Source organism: Tildeniella sp., from assembly GCF_059505325.1.
Map to the genome: position 1 here is coordinate 1 of NZ_JCACKI010000067.1, position 16485 is coordinate 16485.

The 16485-nt window shown below is 49.2% G+C and carries 20 protein-coding genes; 8 read left to right on the top strand and 12 right to left on the bottom strand.

What is annotated here, in order from left to right:
* Positions 1–134: 134 nt before the first annotated feature.
* The 3 genes from AC5JO6_RS24520 to AC5JO6_RS24530 all read left to right on the top strand — a co-directional run bounded on the left by AC5JO6_RS24520 (position 135) and on the right by AC5JO6_RS24530 (position 2848).
* A complete protein-coding gene (locus AC5JO6_RS24520) occupies positions 135–1373 on the top strand; it encodes a vWA domain-containing protein (protein WP_496083667.1) in 1239 nt (412 codons plus the stop codon).
* A gap of 97 nt (positions 1374–1470) precedes the next feature.
* The gene (locus AC5JO6_RS24525; protein ID WP_496083668.1) at positions 1471–2097 is read left to right on the top strand and encodes a restriction endonuclease subunit R; all 627 of its coding nucleotides are present in this window, start codon (positions 1471–1473) and stop codon (positions 2095–2097) included.
* A 4-nt stretch (positions 2098–2101) separates the two neighbouring features.
* Positions 2102–2848, top strand: coding sequence for a DUF4241 domain-containing protein (locus tag AC5JO6_RS24530; protein WP_496083669.1), 747 nt, complete (start codon positions 2102–2104; stop codon positions 2846–2848).
* Here the strand turns inward: AC5JO6_RS24530 and AC5JO6_RS24535 are convergent.
* Together AC5JO6_RS24535 and AC5JO6_RS24540 are read right to left on the bottom strand one after the other, a co-directional pair.
* Entirely contained in the window at positions 2845–3048 is a 204-nt protein-coding gene (locus AC5JO6_RS24535) for a DUF8622 domain-containing protein (RefSeq protein ID WP_496083670.1), read from the bottom strand. The genes AC5JO6_RS24530 and AC5JO6_RS24535 overlap by 4 nt on opposite strands.
* Positions 3038–4120, bottom strand: a complete 1083-nt coding sequence (locus AC5JO6_RS24540) for a PIN/TRAM domain-containing protein (RefSeq protein ID WP_496083671.1) — start codon at positions 4118–4120, stop codon at positions 3038–3040. Before AC5JO6_RS24540 ends, AC5JO6_RS24535 begins: the two co-directional genes overlap by 11 nt.
* Positions 4121–4295: 175 nt before the next feature.
* On the opposite strand from AC5JO6_RS24540, the gene hemW reads away from it, so the two are divergent.
* A complete protein-coding gene (gene hemW, locus AC5JO6_RS24545; RefSeq protein WP_496083672.1) occupies positions 4296–5633 on the top strand; it encodes a radical SAM family heme chaperone HemW in 1338 nt (445 codons plus the stop codon).
* A 30-nt stretch (positions 5634–5663) separates the two neighbouring features.
* On the opposite strand, the gene AC5JO6_RS24550 is transcribed toward hemW, so the two are convergent.
* Both AC5JO6_RS24550 and AC5JO6_RS24555 read right to left on the bottom strand, forming a co-directional pair.
* Positions 5664–6704, bottom strand: coding sequence for a WD40 repeat domain-containing protein (locus AC5JO6_RS24550; protein ID WP_496083673.1), 1041 nt, complete (start codon positions 6702–6704; stop codon positions 5664–5666).
* A gap of 218 nt (positions 6705–6922) precedes the next feature.
* Entirely contained in the window at positions 6923–7120 is a 198-nt protein-coding gene (locus AC5JO6_RS24555) for a DUF6887 family protein (protein ID WP_496083674.1), read from the bottom strand.
* A gap of 109 nt (positions 7121–7229) precedes the next feature.
* Between AC5JO6_RS24555 and AC5JO6_RS24560 the strand changes: the two genes are divergently transcribed.
* Both AC5JO6_RS24560 and AC5JO6_RS24565 read left to right on the top strand, forming a co-directional pair.
* Positions 7230–7424 (top strand): DUF6888 family protein, encoded by a 195-nt coding sequence (locus AC5JO6_RS24560; RefSeq protein WP_496083675.1) that lies wholly within the window; start codon positions 7230–7232, stop codon positions 7422–7424.
* Positions 7421–7630: a DUF6887 family protein gene (locus AC5JO6_RS24565; protein ID WP_496083676.1), complete on the top strand. Its 210-nt coding sequence runs from the start codon at positions 7421–7423 to the stop codon at positions 7628–7630. The genes AC5JO6_RS24560 and AC5JO6_RS24565 overlap by 4 nt, the downstream gene beginning before the upstream one ends.
* Before the next feature lie 62 nt (positions 7631–7692).
* On the opposite strand, the gene AC5JO6_RS24570 is transcribed toward AC5JO6_RS24565, so the two are convergent.
* The 6 genes from AC5JO6_RS24570 to AC5JO6_RS24595 all read right to left on the bottom strand — a co-directional run bounded on the left by AC5JO6_RS24570 (position 7693) and on the right by AC5JO6_RS24595 (position 12731).
* Entirely contained in the window at positions 7693–9099 is a 1407-nt protein-coding gene (locus AC5JO6_RS24570; RefSeq protein ID WP_496083677.1) for a ferredoxin:protochlorophyllide reductase (ATP-dependent) subunit N, read from the bottom strand.
* A 107-nt stretch (positions 9100–9206) separates the two neighbouring features.
* The gene (locus AC5JO6_RS24575; protein WP_496083678.1) at positions 9207–9635 is read right to left on the bottom strand and encodes a DUF5331 domain-containing protein; all 429 of its coding nucleotides are present in this window, start codon (positions 9633–9635) and stop codon (positions 9207–9209) included.
* Between the two features lie 75 nt (positions 9636–9710).
* On the bottom strand, positions 9711–10577 hold the full coding sequence (gene bchL, locus AC5JO6_RS24580; protein WP_496083679.1) for a ferredoxin:protochlorophyllide reductase (ATP-dependent) iron-sulfur ATP-binding protein: 867 nt from the start codon (positions 10575–10577) through the stop codon (positions 9711–9713).
* Positions 10578–11320: 743 nt separating this feature from the next.
* Positions 11321–11908: a hypothetical protein gene (locus AC5JO6_RS24585; protein WP_496083680.1), complete on the bottom strand. Its 588-nt coding sequence runs from the start codon at positions 11906–11908 to the stop codon at positions 11321–11323.
* Between the two features lie 26 nt (positions 11909–11934).
* The gene (locus tag AC5JO6_RS24590; protein WP_496083681.1) at positions 11935–12486 is read right to left on the bottom strand and encodes a hypothetical protein; all 552 of its coding nucleotides are present in this window, start codon (positions 12484–12486) and stop codon (positions 11935–11937) included.
* Between the two features lie 83 nt (positions 12487–12569).
* Positions 12570–12731, bottom strand: a complete 162-nt coding sequence (locus AC5JO6_RS24595; protein ID WP_496083682.1) for a hypothetical protein — start codon at positions 12729–12731, stop codon at positions 12570–12572.
* 433 nt (positions 12732–13164) lie between these two features.
* On the opposite strand from AC5JO6_RS24595, the gene AC5JO6_RS24600 reads away from it, so the two are divergent.
* Positions 13165–13308: a hypothetical protein gene (locus AC5JO6_RS24600; protein WP_496083683.1), complete on the top strand. Its 144-nt coding sequence runs from the start codon at positions 13165–13167 to the stop codon at positions 13306–13308.
* Positions 13309–13599: 291 nt separating this feature from the next.
* Entirely contained in the window at positions 13600–14529 is a 930-nt protein-coding gene (locus AC5JO6_RS24605; protein ID WP_496083684.1) for a hypothetical protein, read from the top strand.
* On the opposite strand, the gene AC5JO6_RS24610 is transcribed toward AC5JO6_RS24605, so the two are convergent.
* Together AC5JO6_RS24610 and AC5JO6_RS24615 are read right to left on the bottom strand one after the other, a co-directional pair.
* Positions 14526–15086: a Uma2 family endonuclease gene (locus tag AC5JO6_RS24610; RefSeq protein WP_496083685.1), complete on the bottom strand. Its 561-nt coding sequence runs from the start codon at positions 15084–15086 to the stop codon at positions 14526–14528. The two genes, AC5JO6_RS24605 and AC5JO6_RS24610, sit on opposite strands and share 4 nt — an antisense overlap.
* 13 nt (positions 15087–15099) lie before the next feature.
* Positions 15100–16209 carry an S-(hydroxymethyl)glutathione dehydrogenase/class III alcohol dehydrogenase gene (locus tag AC5JO6_RS24615; protein ID WP_496083686.1) on the bottom strand — a complete coding sequence of 370 codons (1110 nt, stop codon included), beginning with the start codon at positions 16207–16209 and terminating at the stop codon, positions 15100–15102.
* Between the last annotated feature and the right edge of the window lie 276 nt (positions 16210–16485).

Below are 16485 nucleotides of genomic sequence, written 5' to 3' on the forward strand. Positions count from 1 at the left end.
CTTCCTCTGCTTCCTCTGCTTCCTCTGCTTCCTCTGCTTCCTCTGCTTCCTCTGCCTAATCTCTTTGCACTTTCGCCTATTCTAGGTATTAGTAGGAGATCGCTGTTTGCCCCTTGCTTTACCAGGAGCTTCCCATGAAAGTTGGTTTGCAGTCTGTTCTGAACGATGCCAATGTTGATGCTGCTCAAGCGTCTAGTCAGCGTCAGCTTTCAATTTCGATCGCCGCGATCGCTGAAGCAATGGGTCGCAACATCCCCTTAAATTTATGTTTGATTTTAGACCATAGCGGCTCAATGGGCGGACGGTCGCTGGATACGGTCAAACAGGCGGCGCAGCGGCTGGTCGATCGACTGTCACCGGGCGATCGACTAACGATCGTGGCGTTTGATCACAAGGCAAAGGTATTGGTGCCCAATCAGGTGATTGACAACCCTGCCAGCGTGAAACTGCAAATCAACCAACTAAAAGCAGCGGGTGGCACGGCGATCGACGAAGGCTTGCGACTGGGCATTGAAGAACTGGCGAAAGGCAAGAAAGAGACCGTCTCTCAGGCGTTCTTGCTAACAGATGGGGAGAACGAGCATGGAGACAACGATCGCTGCTTGAAACTGGCGAAACTGGCAACAGACTACGGGTTGACGCTGAACGCGCTGGGATTTAGCGATAGCTGGAACCAGGATGTGCTGGAAAAAATTGCGGATGCAGGGGGTGGTACGCTGTCGTACATTCAATACCCAGAGCAGGCGGTTGCTGAGTTCGATCGCCTCTTCAGCCGGATGCAGTCTGTTGGATTGACCAATGCCCACCTGTTACTCACCTTAGCGCCCAATGTGCGGTTGGCAGAGATGAAGCCGATCGCTCAGGTTGCGCCCGACACCATTGAACTAACGGTGCAACAAGAAGCGGGCAAATACGTTGTGCGCCTGGGCGATCTCATGATAGATGCGCCCAGAGTCGTGCTGGCGAATCTGTACATTGCCCAACTGCTGGCGGGCGAACAGCCTATTGCTCAGGTACAGGTGCGCTACGACGATCCGGCGTATGGCAAAGAAGGACTGCCGTCTGAAACACTTGCTGTCACCGCCCATGTGTTGACACCGTACCAACCAGCTCTCAATGCTGATGTGCAGCAACACATTCTAGCGCTAGCGAAGTATCGGCAAACGCAAATTGCGGAAAGCAAGTTACAGCAAGGCGATCGCACGGGCGCTGCCACAATGCTACAAACGGCGGCTAAGACGGCTCTTCAAATGGGCGATCAGGGTGCTGCTACGGTGCTACAGGCAAATGCTACAAAGCTTCAGGCGGGTGAAGAACTTTCGGAGGGCGATCGCAAGAAAACGCGCATTGTGTCTAAAACGACGTTGCAGTAGGCGATTGGATAAAACGGGTGTAGGGTGTGGGGTATAGGGTGTAGTGAAGGCAAATGAACCCGCGTGTAGTACGAGTTTGCTAGGGATATCGTAAGTTATGGTTCAGCTTATTCAGGCAAGCAATCTGAATTTGGGTGACGTTAAAGAGCGCTTTCATCTGCAAGAGATGCGGGACAGTCAGTTTTTCTCCGAGTGGCAAGGTGATTTGCCAGAGCTTTCTGATGCTGAGAAGCAGTGGCTTGACCAAATCAAAGATAACTTTCTGAGCTTCGCCGACTATCCACTGCACGAAGAAATCATCAAACTCAGCGTTTTAGCTCCGCTCCTATTTTTAGCGGGTTTAATGCAATTGCCGTTCAACCCAGAAGCCGAAAAGCCAGTTGAAATTGCCCTTGAAACTGAGGATGAAATCATTCGTGGCAGAATTGATGTCTTAATTTTGCATCAGCGTTTGTGGGCGATCGTGATTGAAGCAAAGCGCAATCAGTTAAACGTGAGGGAAGCATTACCCCAAGCGCTCTTTTACATGCTGTCCAGTCCTGCTAACGAAAAACCAATCTTTGGCTTAATGCTAAACGGTACCGAAGTTCAATTCGTCAAACTCGTTAAACACGCCGCTCCTCACTACGGCTTGTCTCGACTGTTTTCATTAGCAAATCCAGGCAATGATTTATATGTCGTGCTTGGCATCTTGAAGCAGTTGCGGGCAATCGTTCTTCAGTAATTTGATGAAGCACACAAACTTTACAAAAGCCTTTCGGGAAGGATACTCCTTTAAGCCACAAATCCTTGATGCAGGAAGCGATAGCATAACGTTTTCAGTTCACAATATTGGAAATCTGGTTCTTACATCAGGAAAGTTGATTGCTTGCGATCCACTGCTTATTTCTCCCTCATCCGAAGGGAATGAGCCTTTTTTTACTGTATGTTTACTACCTAACAGCTATCCGATTCTCCTAAGCGTTGCAACCTATAATCCGCTAAGTAAATTGCCTGCTTGCGCTATGTTGCAGGTTAGCAGTCAAGTACCTGTCAAGTGGGAGGTGGCGCTTCGTTTGGGGGACGATTTAGAGAAGGGAATATATGCTTACGGCGTTGATTCTGGAACTGGCTGTTTTATGGACGCAGATACACTTCAAGCTCTAATAGCACTTGTCAATCCAGAAAATATAAAGAATGAAGCTAGACAATCTTTAGCAACAATTCTTGAGGTAGAAGAGCGATTTGAGCAAGAGTTTGGTAACAGACTTGTGCAAGAACAAGATAAGAACTACGCTAATACAGGTTTTGATTGGACAAACCTACTTGTGAGCAGTTCAACTGGAGCAAACGTCATAACATTTCGCTCAGGTTTGGGTGATGGTGTTTATGCTTCCTACTGGGGCTACGATGAAGCAGATAAAGTTGTCTGCCTTGTTACTGACTTTATGCTCTTCGATGAAGATAGTCAGATTGTAAGTGAATTGCCTGCTTAGTCCTTTTTCGTTGCTTTCCAGGTGCCGCCGTAGACGTAATTGGGATTGTTCTGACTGGTTTTTGTCCAGCATTTTGGACACACAAAAGCCCACACTCCTGATGCATCGTGTTGAATGCGGTAAAGCATGGGAGCAGTTTGAGTGCAGAGAGTGCAGGGCTTTTGGCGCGATCGCAACATCAGCCAACCATCAAGACGCAATCATAGACGCTCTTGGTCGAGCAAAAATCATGCGTCCCGCCGAGGTTTGCAGTGCACTGGTAACAATCACCTGCAATTCGCCACCAACGTAGCTGCGACCTTCTTCCACCACAACCATCGTACCGTCGTCTAAGTAGCCCACGCCTTGAGTTGGTTCCTTTCCTTCCTTAAGGATCTTCAGGTCAAGGCTGTCTCCAGGAAGATAAGACGGACGCATCGCATGGGTCAGATCATTCACATTCAGCACGGGCACACGCTGAACAGTGGCAACTTTGTTCAAGTTGTAGTCATTCGTCAACAAGGTACCGTTGATTTCTTGTACCAGGCGTACTAGCTTGGCATCGACAGTCGGTATGTCGTCATAGTCGGCAGAATGGATGATGATGCGATCGGGATAGGCTTCCTTCATACGGTTGAGGATATCCAAACCACGTCGTCCTCGGACTCGCTTGATGTCACTTGAGGCATCCGCCACCTGCTGCAATTCCGCCAGCACAAATTGAGGGACTAAAAGCTGCCCTTCAAGGAAGCCCGTGTTCAGCAATGCTTCAATCCGTCCATCAATAATGCAGCTGGTGTCTAGCACCTTGGTAGAGGCTGGCTTCAGCGTACCTTCTGCCAATAGCGTCGTCTCAACCGTGTTGGGGTTAATCAACCGCAGCAACGTACGCCCATGCGTATCCGCCAGTGTAATACCAGAGAAGGAAAAGAGAATGCTACCCAACACGGCTGCCAGAGGTTTGAGAAAGGAGAATTCAGGAGGAATGGGCAATAGAAAAATCGGCGCTAACATCAGGTTAGCCACAAGCAACCCAAGCACTAAACCAACGGCGCGGCTCAAAAGCACGTCGGCTGGCAAAGCACGGAACCGCTTCTCAAACCGACGATAGGCTGTTTGCACAGTCAAGCCAACGGCGAGACCAATTAAGGCACCAAAGCCAGCCGTGACCCACTGCAACCCATTTTCGTTGCTGACTTGCTGTAAGACGCTGATTGGCAGCTCTTGTATGCTGTTAAAACCGATCCCCGCCCCTGCTAGGATAAATGAAAGAATAATAATGGCATCAAGCATAAGCTTAGTTTGGTTGAGGGACTGATTCCAAACGTCTGCGTAGTGAGGAATCTACCGATCGGGTTTTGAGCCAGTTGAAAGCCTATGAGTCAAAGGCAGCGTAGAGAAGCGATGCAGCGATTCAGCTGGCGTAGCAGATAAGCGGCATAGTTTCATTATACTCTTCGCACCTGCAATGCTTTTGCTCAAGACAGATTCTAGGGAAATTAATCTGATCGAGTTGACAGGGTCTGCTTATGTCCATATTCCCTTCTGTCGGCGGCGCTGCTTTTACTGTGATTTTGCGGTGTCTGTTGTGGGCGATCGCCCACCCATCGCTCGAGCAGATGGCTTACCCGCTGAGCCGCTGAATGGCAGTAACTCTGGCACGATCGCTCATTACGTCGATGTGCTTTGCCAGGAGATTCGCTGCACTACGACAGCAGGAAGGACCCTCGACACTGTTTTCTTTGGAGGCGGTACACCGTCCCTGCTCTCCGTTGAGCAACTTAGCCGCATTCTCAGCACGCTGGAGCAGCAGTTCGGCATTGCTGCTGGTGCTGAAATCTCGATGGAGATCGATCCTGGTACGTTTGATCGGTTGCAACTTCAAGGCTATCGAGCAGCAGGCGTGAATCGAGTCAGCATTGGTGTACAAGCGTTTCAGACGGAACTGTTGCAAGCCTGTGGGCGATCGCACACCGTTGACGATGTTTACACAGCCGTTGCTTTAGTCCAGCAAGCCGAATTTGAGCATTTCAGTCTGGATTTAATCTCTGGGCTACCGCATCAAACGCCAGCACATTGGCAAGAATCGCTAGATGCCGCGATCGCGCTGGCTCCGACACATCTCTCGTGTTATGACCTGACGATCGAACCCGTAACTGCCTTTGGTCGGCAATACAAACCGGGAATGCAGCCGTTGCCGTCCGATGAAGCCACTGCCGCCATGTATCGCACCGCGCAACAGCGTCTTACGGCAGCAGGCTATCACCATTACGAGATCTCTAATTACGCCAAACCGGGCTACCAGTGCCGTCATAACCGCGTTTATTGGGAGAATCGATCGTTTTATGGCTTTGGCATGGGCGCAACGAGTTATTTAGAGGGAAAGCGTCTGTCTCGTCCTCGTAAGACGCGAGAGTATTACGAGTGGGTGGAGGAAAGGATAGTGGAGGAAAGGCTAAAGGCTAAAGGATTAAGGCTAAAAGATGGACAAGCGAAGTCTTTAAACGTGAGCTTTGATGCTTCAGATTTGCTTTTAGATACTTTAATGCTGGGTTTACGGTTAGCAGAGGGATTGAGTCTAGCGGCATTGACAAAGCAGTTTGGTAGAGAAACGTTGGAGCGGGTTTGGCAATGTTTACAACCGTTTCATGCTAGAGGTTGGGTTGTGATTGCGACTGATCAGAATGGAGCGGGTGAGCGATCGCCAGAAACCCCACCAAACGCTGGACGGCTGCAATTGACTGATCCCGAAGGCTTCCTCTTCTCAAACGTGATTCTCGTTTCACTATTTGAGACATTTGATTGAGGTTCTTACTGGTAGAGAATTTGCGATGTGCTACAAATGATCCACGATTTTACTGATGTCCCACAGCAAGACTCCTCCCGATCCATCACAGGTGATAATTTCTTTTCCAGTTGGATCAAAAGCAAGACCTGAGATGGACTGCCAGTCGTCAGATTGAGCAAGTAATCGACCTGTCTCCACATCCCAAATTTTGAGGACTTCAAAGCCACTACCACCTGTGGCTAGATCGATACGATCAGAGCTGTGTGCCACTGCTAGTATTCGGCTATCCGGAGAAAATGCTATCCTAAACGGCTCCCTACTGTTTTTAATAGTGCTGATTACATTGCCTGTTTCTAGACTCCAAAAGCTAATTGTGCCAGTGTCATCCCTTCGTGCCATCAGCTTTTCATTGGATGAAAAAGCAACTGCTGGAACTTTGTTTTTTGAAGTTGCTATCTTCCGAATTAATTTATTCGTTACTAAACTCCACTCGTAAACTGTACCGAATTCATCCGCTGCGTACAAGAGATTACCGTTTTTAGCAAAGCTCATTTCAAAAAGTGGATAAGCTGCATTAAACGTTTGCCGTAATTGACCTGTTTTTCCATCCCATATCTTAATTGTCTTATCATCGCTACTACTGGCTAGACTTTCCCCATCTAAGGAAAAAATAATGCGATTAATTAGTTGATTTTGTCTGTTTAAGATCATCTTCGCTTGACCACTGGAGGTATTCCATAAAACCACCTGATTGGTTCGATTTGCGGCTGCAAGAGCTGTACTATCGGGTGAGAAAGTAGCAAATGGATAAGTACCTTGCTTCCCTTCAAAAGTCTTTAGTTTTTTCCCAGTCTGTCGATCGAGTAGTTGCGGTGAATTAGTAAAATCAGTTGCCGCAATAAAAAATCCATTAGGAGATACAGCAATGCCTGTAGCTTGAATACCTTGACTGATTAGACTTATGGGTAATTCGGCTGGTTGAATTTTTACTGTTAAGCTATTTAATTTTGAGAGATAGCCGCATCCCAAAACAGCGGTAATTGAAAGCAACGTGCCCACTGCAACCAACCTGATTTTTTTCTTTGTCATACGAAGAATCTTTGCTTTGCAGGTATTTGTAGGCTAGGGCTATCTGATGAATTTCCAGCTCTTAGCTTTTGAATCCCCAACGCTGAGCGATCGCGACACTCAGAATACTGTCCCACTAATTACCACCAGCGCCACAATGAGGCTGAGGAATAGCGATTGAATTCATCGGCGTTGACGGCATCAAACTCTTTACTGCTCCTGCTCAAGCGCAGGCTGCATCAAAGTTCGCCGTTAATCTTCCGCCGCAGGATTTTCCTCATCTGTGCCTGTCCTTCCTCAGTATCAGGAAAGTTATATCGCACAGCGTTAGGATTACGGCGACTCATTAGAGAACGAACTGCTTCCAGATCCTCCCGGTTCTCCAGGACGTAAGCCCGTAAGTCGGCTGTACTCATGCTTTCAAAGTCAGGTGTCATTAGAAAGCTCCCAGCTTATTTGACTGTTAGAGCATATACCTGCCCTTATTGTGACATAGCACTTAAGTGGGCAGAGAGTGAAGGTGTAAAATGAATGTAGATGTGGTGATTGCAAGGAGCAAGAATTCTGCCGACCGCAGAGCAAGGGCTAACCTGTATCAGGCTATGCCAAGCGTTAACTAACTTTTATCGTCCGGTTGAAATCTTGCGACTTGATGAGCGCGATGGCTCTATCTTTATCTTTGCTGGAGAAGAGTTGCAGATCCAGGTTAGTCGTGATGGTTTGTGGAGATTTCTGACATGACAGATTTTAACCAGATGAGCAAAGCCGAGCTTCGAGCCTATGTGTTAGCGCATCGAGATGATAGTACGGCATTTTCGATACTGGTCGATCGCCTGAAAGCCGATTCAAGCCATCAAGTATGGCATCCCTGCCCTAACACACCGGATGACTGGGCAAAGGTTTCTGCTTTGATCGAGGCTCAATTGAATGAGCAAATAGATTCGTAAACTGAATAAAAAAGCAGGGTCAGCATTGCTAACCCTGTGATTGATTGATTATCTAAACTTGATTAGACCGTTGTTTCTTCTCGTACCAGTTTGTCCCAGCCGAGATCTTTGAGGCTGTTGTTGCGGCGCATGGGGCGTGTCACCAGTTCCAAAATGTCACGGGCGTTGGTGAAGCCGTGAATTTGGGCGAAGGTGAATTCAACTGACCATTTGGTGTTGATGCCACGGGCTTCTAAAGGATTGGCGTGTGCCATGCCTGTAATGACCAGATCGGGCTTCAGGTCGTTGATGCGCTGAAGCTGGTTGTAGTTGTCGGGCTTTTCCACAATGGTGGGAGTGGGCACGCCCATTTCGCGGCAGGTTTGCTCCAGTAACGCCAGTTCTGCTGCCTGGTAGCGCTTGTCCATGTAGGGAATGCCAATTTCCTGGCAGGTCATGCCGCAGCGGACGAGGAAGCGTGCCAGAGAGATTTCCAGCAGGTTGTCGCCCATGAAGAAGACGGATTTGCCACGAATGAGTTGGAGGTAGTCTTCCATGCCTGCCCAGATTTGCGCTTCGCGATCGTCCAAGCCTTGCGGTTCAATGCCAAACACGGAGCAGATTTTTTCAATCCAGGCGCGGGTGCCATCGGGTCCGATCGGGAACGGTGCGCCAATGAGCTTACATTTGCGACGACGCATGAAGGTGGTAGCGGTACGCGAGAGGAAGGGGTTCACCCCCGCGACGTAATAGCCTTCTTCAATCACGGGCAATTCGGTGTAGCGCTTGGCGGGAAGCCAACCAGAGACTTTAATGCCCTGCTTTTTCAATTCCAGAGTGATCTGAGTGACAACCGGATCGGGCAGAGAGCCAAACAGCACCAGCGGTGGGTGATCCACATATTCCGATTCGGAGGTGGCAATCTCTTCTTTCTTGCGACCAAAGTTCAATAGCTTGGTGATGGCGTTGCGCTCTTCTTTGTCACCTTCGGCTGCAAGTGGTTTATCGGGACAGCGGTTGACCATTGCAGCGAGGACGGTATCTTCGCCCTGGGTGAAGGCATAATCCAAGCCGTTGGCACGGGCAACGACGATCGGAATCCCAATTTCGGCTTCCAAGCGGGGAGCAAGCCCTTCCAGATCCATTTTGATGATTTCGGTGGTGCAGGTGCCAATCCACACAATCACGCTGGGATTGCGATCGCGCTTAATTTGCACACACAGCCGCTTCAATTCTTCGTAGTCATTTAACTGCGCGGAGATATCACCTTCTTCCAGTTCTGCCATCGCATAGCGTGGCTCAGCGAAGATCATCACGCCCATAGCGTTTTGCAGAAAATAGCCGCAGGTCTTGGTGCCAATGACTAGAAAGAAGCTGTCTTCAATCTTTTGGTACAGCCATGCGACGCAGCTAATGGGGCAGAAGGTGTGGTAGTTGCCTGTTTCGCATTCAAAGTTCAGGGCTTGCGGTTCAGTTTCGGCAAGAGTCATGGTCGATGTTCTCTCTGGGGAAAGGTTTGAGTTTTGGAGGGAAGGACAAGGAAAGGATAAAGGATGAAGGATAAAGTATAAAAATTTAGCCTTTAGCCTTTAGACTTCTAGTCGCGTCGATCGCGGGAGCCTCGGCAGTCTTCGTCAATTTCAGCAGGTGCTTTCAGAGGGATTTTGCTTGCCTGGATGTTGATCGCATTCAACGCGGCTGGCAGTAGCTTGCGGGAACCATTTTTTGGATCGCTGGTGGTATCGTTCTGAGTCGCCAGCTTGTCTAACTGGTCTTCGGGGTTAAAGTTAAGCCCCAGTGCCATCACGATGCGATCGGGGTTGCTGCTGAGATCAACTACTAGCGGCAATAGTTGGGCAAGTCTTGGCTCCAAAACTGATAGGGTTGCCAGAATGAAGCCAGACGAGGGACGACGTTGCCCATCGCAGTTGACCCACACCCCTAAACGCGACAGCCATTGACGATTTTCGGCGTAGTAGGTCAACCATTTCTCTCGCACCGATTGGCGAATTTGCTCGGTATTCACAGGATTAGTTTTGAGTTTTGAGTTTTGAGCTTGTTACTAACTCATAACCCAAAACTGTTAACTCCTCACTGTCTTTTAAACCATCATCAGGTCTAATTCTTCCGATTCTGACCGTGCGGGTGGTTTGGCAGGGTTGAGGTAGAAGTCAGAGAGAAGCGAGAAGAGTTCGCGATCGGGCGTATCGTTGGGCACCACACCTTCGGGACGCGCCAGGATTTGGTCCGCGATGTTGAGGTAGTAGTCGCAGACGTAGTTAAGCGACGGATCGGTTTCTGCCATTTCAAACAGCGTTTTGCCTTTCACCCGAGAGACGCGAATATCTTCAATCAGCGGCAAAATTTCCAGCACGGGCATGGGCACCGTTTCAATGTACTTGTCGATCAGGTCACGCTTGGAGGTGCGGTTGCCAATCAATCCACCGAGGCGCAGAGGATGGGTACGTGCTTTCTCACGGACGGAAGCCGCAATCCGGTTGGCAGCAAACAGAGCATCAAAGCCGTTATCGGTGACAATCATGCAGTAGTCAGCATAGTTGAGGGGAGCGGCAAAGCCACCGCATACTACGTCTCCTAGCACATCAAACAGAATGATATCGTATTCATCGAAGGCGTTGAGTTCTTTCAGCAGCTTGACGGTTTCGCCCACGACGTAACCACCGCAGCCTGCACCCGCTGGCGGTCCACCTGCCTCGACGCAATCCACACCGCCATAGCCTTTGTAGATCACATCTTCAGACCACACATCTTCGTAGTGGTAGTCTTTTTCTTGCAGGGTGTCGATGATGGTGGGGATGAGAAAGCCCGTTAGCGTAAAGGTGCTGTCGTGTTTGGGGTCGCAACCAATTTGCAGGACTTTTTTGCCACGACGCGCCAGTGCGACTGAGATGTTGCAGCTTGTCGTAGATTTGCCAATGCCGCCTTTGCCGTAAACTGCGAGTTTCACTCTTGTTAGTCTCCTAATCGTGTCGTGGTCGATCGCTGCTCAGAAACCGGGTTTCTTCAGCAACGTTGTTTTTCATCAAGCACCAGCAGCAGAAACCCGGTTTCTTGATTCTCGGTTGCTGTCATTATTGGGCAACGCGATCGCAAAGAAAAGAGCTACCCATAATGAACAGGGCGATAAAACAGAGCCTTAGTTTCCCTGAAATCAAATGTTTGCTAAACGCCATCATAAACGCCTATCAGCCTCAGAAATCGAAGCTTAACCAGTTTTAATCTTTCCTTTTTATAAAAAGCGGAACAATAGACAATAAAGAAAACGCCGCTGAAATGTTTGCTCTGGTGGAATTTTGCCGCGATCGCCCCTCCACCACAAGCCGCTTCACCGCTTCTATAGCCGCCTCAGAAGGGCATAGCAGAGCCGTAAGTCTTACTGAGAGGCGATCGGAACTCTGAAATCCAGGCAATCATCCATATACTGCAGCGGATTCTCTGCTATTCGATCGCCGCAAACCGCTGTTTTATTAAAAATAGTGACAACTTGCCAACCTGTATCCTTTTCGTAACAGTTGCGCGGCAAGTCTTAGATCCCCGACTTCTGATGGAATCTAGGCGCGATCGACATACCCTCGCCATAGAAGTCGGGGATCTGGTGCGTAAGGTTTAGATCCCCGACTTCTGATGGAAGCTGGGCACAATCAGCATACCCTTGTCATAGAAGTCGGGGATCTGTTGCGTACAGATACGTTACTGCTTCACATACCCACGCAGAAGTTTAGAGGGATATTTGGGCTGGTCATACAGTAGTGTTTTTCCATCGGCTGAAACAACAAAAGTGAACTGACGAACTTTAGTTGCGCTGCCTGTACCTTCGGTAGACTTGGCTGGATCAGCAGTGAAGATGAGTTTGTTACCGTTGATTTTGACCTTGCCACCGTAGCCCTCAAGTGTGAATTGAGACTCAAACGTGCCATCAGCATTAATTGTGATTTGCGCTTGGTCAAATTTCTGACGAATATCGCTCTCAACCCAACTCAAAACCTCTTTCAAAGTCGCCTCATCCGAGCTTGAGTTTTGCCTTCTCGTCTCTCTCAACAACTTTGCCAGTTCTTGCTCATCAACTACACCTTTATACGTTCCTGCCAGTGACTCGATTGTGAGTGTTACAGGGACAGGTGAGGCGATCGCGGGTTGAGGAGAAGCAGGACGATCGCCAACGACGATCGCAGCCAATCCCGTTAAGACCAGAACTGGTAGAAGCAGTAGGACAGGTGAGATTCGCATAATGACTGTGCAGAGAGCTTTTTGCTTATAAAGATAGTGACGACTTGCCAACCTGTATCCTTTTCGTAAAAGTTGCGTTACTGCTTCACGTAAGTAGGAGTAGGTTTTGAGGGATTTGCAGGATCATCACGCAATAATGTTTTCCTATCGGCTGAGGCATTTAGAGTGAACGTGCAGCACTCGGCACAGTTGGGAGCTGTGGTTGAGCCATGTGCACCATTGATAGGTTCGATTAGGTCGTTAGTAAAAGTAAGCTTATTACCATTAATTTTGACTTTGCCACGCTGTTTATTAGTGGCGAACGAAGATTCAAACGTGCCATCAGCATTGATTGTTAGTTTCATCTGATCAGCCATTTGACGGCTCATCGTCTCAAGCAATTCGGGTGGCACATTCATGCCCAGTTTTTTAATTTCTCTCTGTTGGGCAGCTAAGTCTTGCTTATCAGTGACACCTTTATATATCCCTGCCAGTGACTCGATCGTGAGTGGTGCGGGAACAGGCGAGACGATCGCGGGTTGTGGAGAAGCGGGGCGATCGTCGTTGGCGATCGCAGAGGGTACCGTTTGCGTACACGCTCCCGATAGCGCCAAGACTGGTAGAAGCAGTAGGACAGGTGAGATTCGCATAATGACTGTGCAGAGAGCTTTTTGATCAAAATAGTGACAACTTGCCAACCTGTATCCTTTTCGTAACAGTTGTGCGGCAAGGTTTAGATCTCGACTTCTGGTGCAAGCTCGGCGCGATCGGCAAGTCTTAGATCCCCGACTTCTGATGAAAACTCAAAGCGATCGGCATCCCCTTGCCATAGAAGTCGGGGATCTGTTGCATACAGATTCGTTACTGCTTCACATAACCACGCAGAATTTTGCAAGAATTTTGGGTAGCATCCACCAATAGCATTTTCCTATCGGCTGAGACATTAAGTATGAACGTACAGCACTTACTACATCTAGAAATGTTGGTTGAACCGTTTGTACCATCAACCAGTTTGGCTGAATCGGCAGTGAGAATAAGCTTGTTGCCATCGAGTCTAGCTTTGCCACGTTGGTTGCCATCTCTACAAGTTTCAAACGTGCCACCAGCTCTGATTCTGCCACGCTGATTCTCATAATTACGAGTTTCAAACGTGCCAGAGGCATTGATTGTTATTGTCAACTGGTCAGAAGCTTTACGGAGCTCGGACTCAATCGTTTCCAAACGCATATTTCTATTGCTTAGCTTTTGCACTATGCTTCTTGAGAACTTTTTCAGTTCTTGCTCATCAATAATAGCTTTGTACCTTCCTGCCAGTGATTTGATCGTGAGTGGTGCAGCAACAGGTGAGGCGATCGCGGGTTGAGGCGAAGCAGGACGATCGTCGTTGGCGATCGCAGACGGCACGGTTGATGTACACGCTCCTGATAGCACCAAAACTGGGAGTAAAAGTAGAGCAGGTGAAATTTGCATGATGAGGATTGAAGCGGGTTGAGGTGCGATCGCAGATCACTATGCGGAGTCTAGCAAACGCAACGGTCGGACTTCATCAGCGTTTTTACTTGGTCAATGATTGAAGTAAACCGACCAAAACTGGGCAAATTGAGCAAATAATGTGGCGGCGATCGTTCAATCAGTTAAAATTTTTGCTTCCACCCAGCGCAGCAGGCAGTATAACGGCAGTAGAGATGAGACGTTATGCAAACCTAGCGCCTAAAATTATTTCGCTATTCAATCCATCCTCTTAATGTGTCAAGGAGACAGTCGTGGTTCAAGATTTCACTGCATTCAGAAAAATTTCCTTTCAGACCGTCGATGTCGAAGTCGCTTTGGCAGAAATTGAGTATCAATACCTCAAGTTTGTCTGCGAAGCCACGTTACGTAATTCTGATGAAGTCTTGCGAGAGCAAATTCGCCAGTTGCAGATTGCAGGCTTGCCCTCCTTTGACGAGTGGCGCAAACAGGAAATAGAGGCTGTAAGAGGCATCCTATCGCCCTCCATTGAAGCTACGACGATTCCGACTACAGCGATCGAGAGCAGTGACAGTGCGGTTGAAACACTGGTTGAGCCACCAGGTGAAAAGACGAGCGAACGAGCGCCATCAGAACCATCCACAAGCAAAGCCAAACAAACGAAAGCCAAGCCGCCAGAAAAGCCATCAGAAACAACGCCAAGCAAGGCAGTGGAAACACTTGTGCAAAGCCTGTCTGAGCCAGCAATGGCAAAACTCACGTCACGAGAAGTGATTGAGCAGCAGCATGAGCAACTCACTGTGCTACTCAAAGAAGGCAAAACAATGGATGATCTCGCTGCCCTGTTGACCAGCAACGGTGCCAAGATCAGCGCCTCTACGCTTCGAAACTATCTGTCGGCTGCCAGACGCAAAGCAAAAACAGGCAACGCGACAGCAAAAAAAAAAGCTAGTCCAGTAGCCACTCTACCTGCTGTTGCAGATCAAGCGACAGAGACCACAAACAACGGGACTGTAGAGCCTTCTATTGCCGCAGAGCCATCGATCGCAGAAGCCCCTACAGAGCCATCGATCGTGCCGCCGAAGCCAACCAGAGGTCGCCCTAAAGCCGCTGTCAAGTCAACTCTCGATCGAGAAACCAGCGTGGCATCAACGCGTCCCCGCCAGCAGCCATCGCCTCTAGATGTATCCCCTGTGCCAAGACGACGTAAAGGTAGAATCTAGCTCGTTCGTCGCAGCCAGCCATAGACCGTTTCAACGGACAATTGCAAGGCGATTTCATCTAGTGTGGGCAGTTGATCTGCCCCAAAGAGTAGATCCGGCAGGCGATCGGGCTGATAGACCAATATCGATCGCTCATTGGGATCAAGCAGCCATCCTAACCGACTCCCATGCCGTAAACAGTGCAGAATGTTGCCCGTGACTTTGGTTTGGCTTTGAGCCGGAGAAAGAATTTCAATGACCCAAGCTGGTGCAAACTCAATGCCAGCGCTGATAATATCGCCACTTTCATCTAACGGAAGTTGATTGTTCGCAAGCACTACTACATCCGGAACGACAGAACGGTTGCCAAACGTGCAGCGTAGCTCTGGAAAAGCTTCATAACGAGTGTCTGCCTGGTCGATCGCAGCCACCAATCCTTTCTGCAACGTGCTGTGTTTACCACCGCCCATTGGCTTCTGCACTCCTTCCCCATTGATGTATTCCCACGCGGGCGACTCTTCGATGTAAGGCAGTTGCAAGAATGCCTGCAACGTGGTTTTAGGTGCTGCGATCGTCATGCTTCCTGACCTGCTAAAACGTGATGACAGTCCGAATGCCCTCACCGTTGTGCATCAGATCGAAGGCTTCATTAATGCGATCGATCGGCATCACATTGGTAACGAGGTCATCAATATTGATCTTGCCTTCCATATACCAATCCACAATTTTGGGTACGTCTGTGCGACCTCTCGCACCCCCAAAGGCGCTGCCCTTCCAGACACGTCCTGTCACTAGTTGAAAGGGTCGCGTACTGATCTCTTGTCCGGCACTTGCCACACCGATAATCACGCTCACGCCCCAACCTTTGTGGCAGCATTCCAGTGCTTGCCGCATGACGTTAACATTGCCAATGCATTCAAAGCTGTAGTCAGCCCCCCCCTTTGTCAGTTCAACTAAATGCGCCACCAGATCACCTTCAATTTCGCTGGGATTCACAAAGTGAGTCATGCCCAACTTTTCTGCTAGTGCCTTCTTTTTGGGGTTGAGGTCTATGCCCACAATCATGTTAGCTCCCACCATGCGGGCACCCTGAATCACGTTTAGCCCAATGCCGCCCAGACCAAAGACAACGACATTTGCGCCGTATTCAACTTTGGCAGTGTTGATGACGGCACCAACGCCTGTTGTCACGCCACAGCCGATATAGCAGACTTTTTCAAACGGAGCATCCTCCCGAATTTTGGCGAGTGCAATCTCGGGTAGCACGGTGTAGTTGGCAAAAGTAGAAGTGCCCATGTAGTGATAGAGGGGTTTGCCATCGATCGAAAACCGACTACTACCATCGGGCATGACGCCACGTCCTTGAGTGGAGCGGATCGCCTGACAAAGATTGGTCTTTTGGCTCAGACAATACTCACAGTTGCGACATTCCGGCGTGTACAGAGGAATGACGTGATCGCCTGGTTTGAGAGACTTGACACCAGCACCGACTTCCACGACTATGCCAGCGCCCTCGTGCCCCAGGATGGCAGGAAACAGCCCTTCAGGGTCATTCCCCGACAATGTATAGGCATCGGTGTGGCAAACGCCTGTAGCTTTAATTTCGACCAGCACTTCGCCATCTTTAGGTCCCTCAAGCTGCACTGTTTCAATGCTTAGCGGTTTGCCTGCTTCTAGCGCAACGGCGGCTCTCACGTCCATAAATGCTGCTCCAACATCCAGAATTTAAGATTGTAACTTTGCGGCTGAAGTTTGAATTTACAGTCCACAAGCTTACACCCCACAGTCTAAGGCAGTTTGAGCAGAGGGGGAGGGGAAAAGGCAGAGGGCAGAAGGCTAAAGGCTAAAGGCTAAAGGCTAAAGGCTAAAAGTAGAAGGCAGAAGGCAAGAATAATTCAAAACTCAAAACTTCTTCCCCTGCTCCCCACTCCCCACTCCCCACTCCCCACTCCCCACTCCCCACTCCCCACTCCCCAC

What these genes read in the sequence shown, in the direction of transcription:
- AC5JO6_RS24520 (WP_496083667.1), top strand. Translation starts at nt 135, where the DNA reads ATGAAAGTTGGTTTGCAGTCTGTTCTGAACGATGCCAATGTTGATGCT.
- AC5JO6_RS24525 (WP_496083668.1), top strand. Translation starts at nt 1,471, where the DNA reads ATGGTTCAGCTTATTCAGGCAAGCAATCTGAATTTGGGTGACGTTAAA.
- AC5JO6_RS24530 (WP_496083669.1), top strand. Translation starts at nt 2,102, where the DNA reads ATGAAGCACACAAACTTTACAAAAGCCTTTCGGGAAGGATACTCCTTT.
- AC5JO6_RS24540 (WP_496083671.1), bottom strand. Translation starts at nt 4,120, where the DNA reads ATGCTTGATGCCATTATTATTCTTTCATTTATCCTAGCAGGGGCGGGG.
- hemW (WP_496083672.1), top strand. Translation starts at nt 4,296, where the DNA reads ATGCTTTTGCTCAAGACAGATTCTAGGGAAATTAATCTGATCGAGTTG.
- AC5JO6_RS24550 (WP_496083673.1), bottom strand. Translation starts at nt 6,704, where the DNA reads ATGACAAAGAAAAAAATCAGGTTGGTTGCAGTGGGCACGTTGCTTTCA.
- AC5JO6_RS24555 (WP_496083674.1), bottom strand. Translation starts at nt 7,120, where the DNA reads ATGACACCTGACTTTGAAAGCATGAGTACAGCCGACTTACGGGCTTAC.
- AC5JO6_RS24565 (WP_496083676.1), top strand. Translation starts at nt 7,421, where the DNA reads ATGACAGATTTTAACCAGATGAGCAAAGCCGAGCTTCGAGCCTATGTG.
- AC5JO6_RS24570 (WP_496083677.1), bottom strand. Translation starts at nt 9,099, where the DNA reads ATGACTCTTGCCGAAACTGAACCGCAAGCCCTGAACTTTGAATGCGAA.
- AC5JO6_RS24590 (WP_496083681.1), bottom strand. Translation starts at nt 12,486, where the DNA reads ATGCGAATCTCACCTGTCCTACTGCTTCTACCAGTCTTGGCGCTATCG.
- AC5JO6_RS24610 (WP_496083685.1), bottom strand. Translation starts at nt 15,086, where the DNA reads ATGACGATCGCAGCACCTAAAACCACGTTGCAGGCATTCTTGCAACTG.
- AC5JO6_RS24615 (WP_496083686.1), bottom strand. Translation starts at nt 16,209, where the DNA reads ATGGACGTGAGAGCCGCCGTTGCGCTAGAAGCAGGCAAACCGCTAAGC.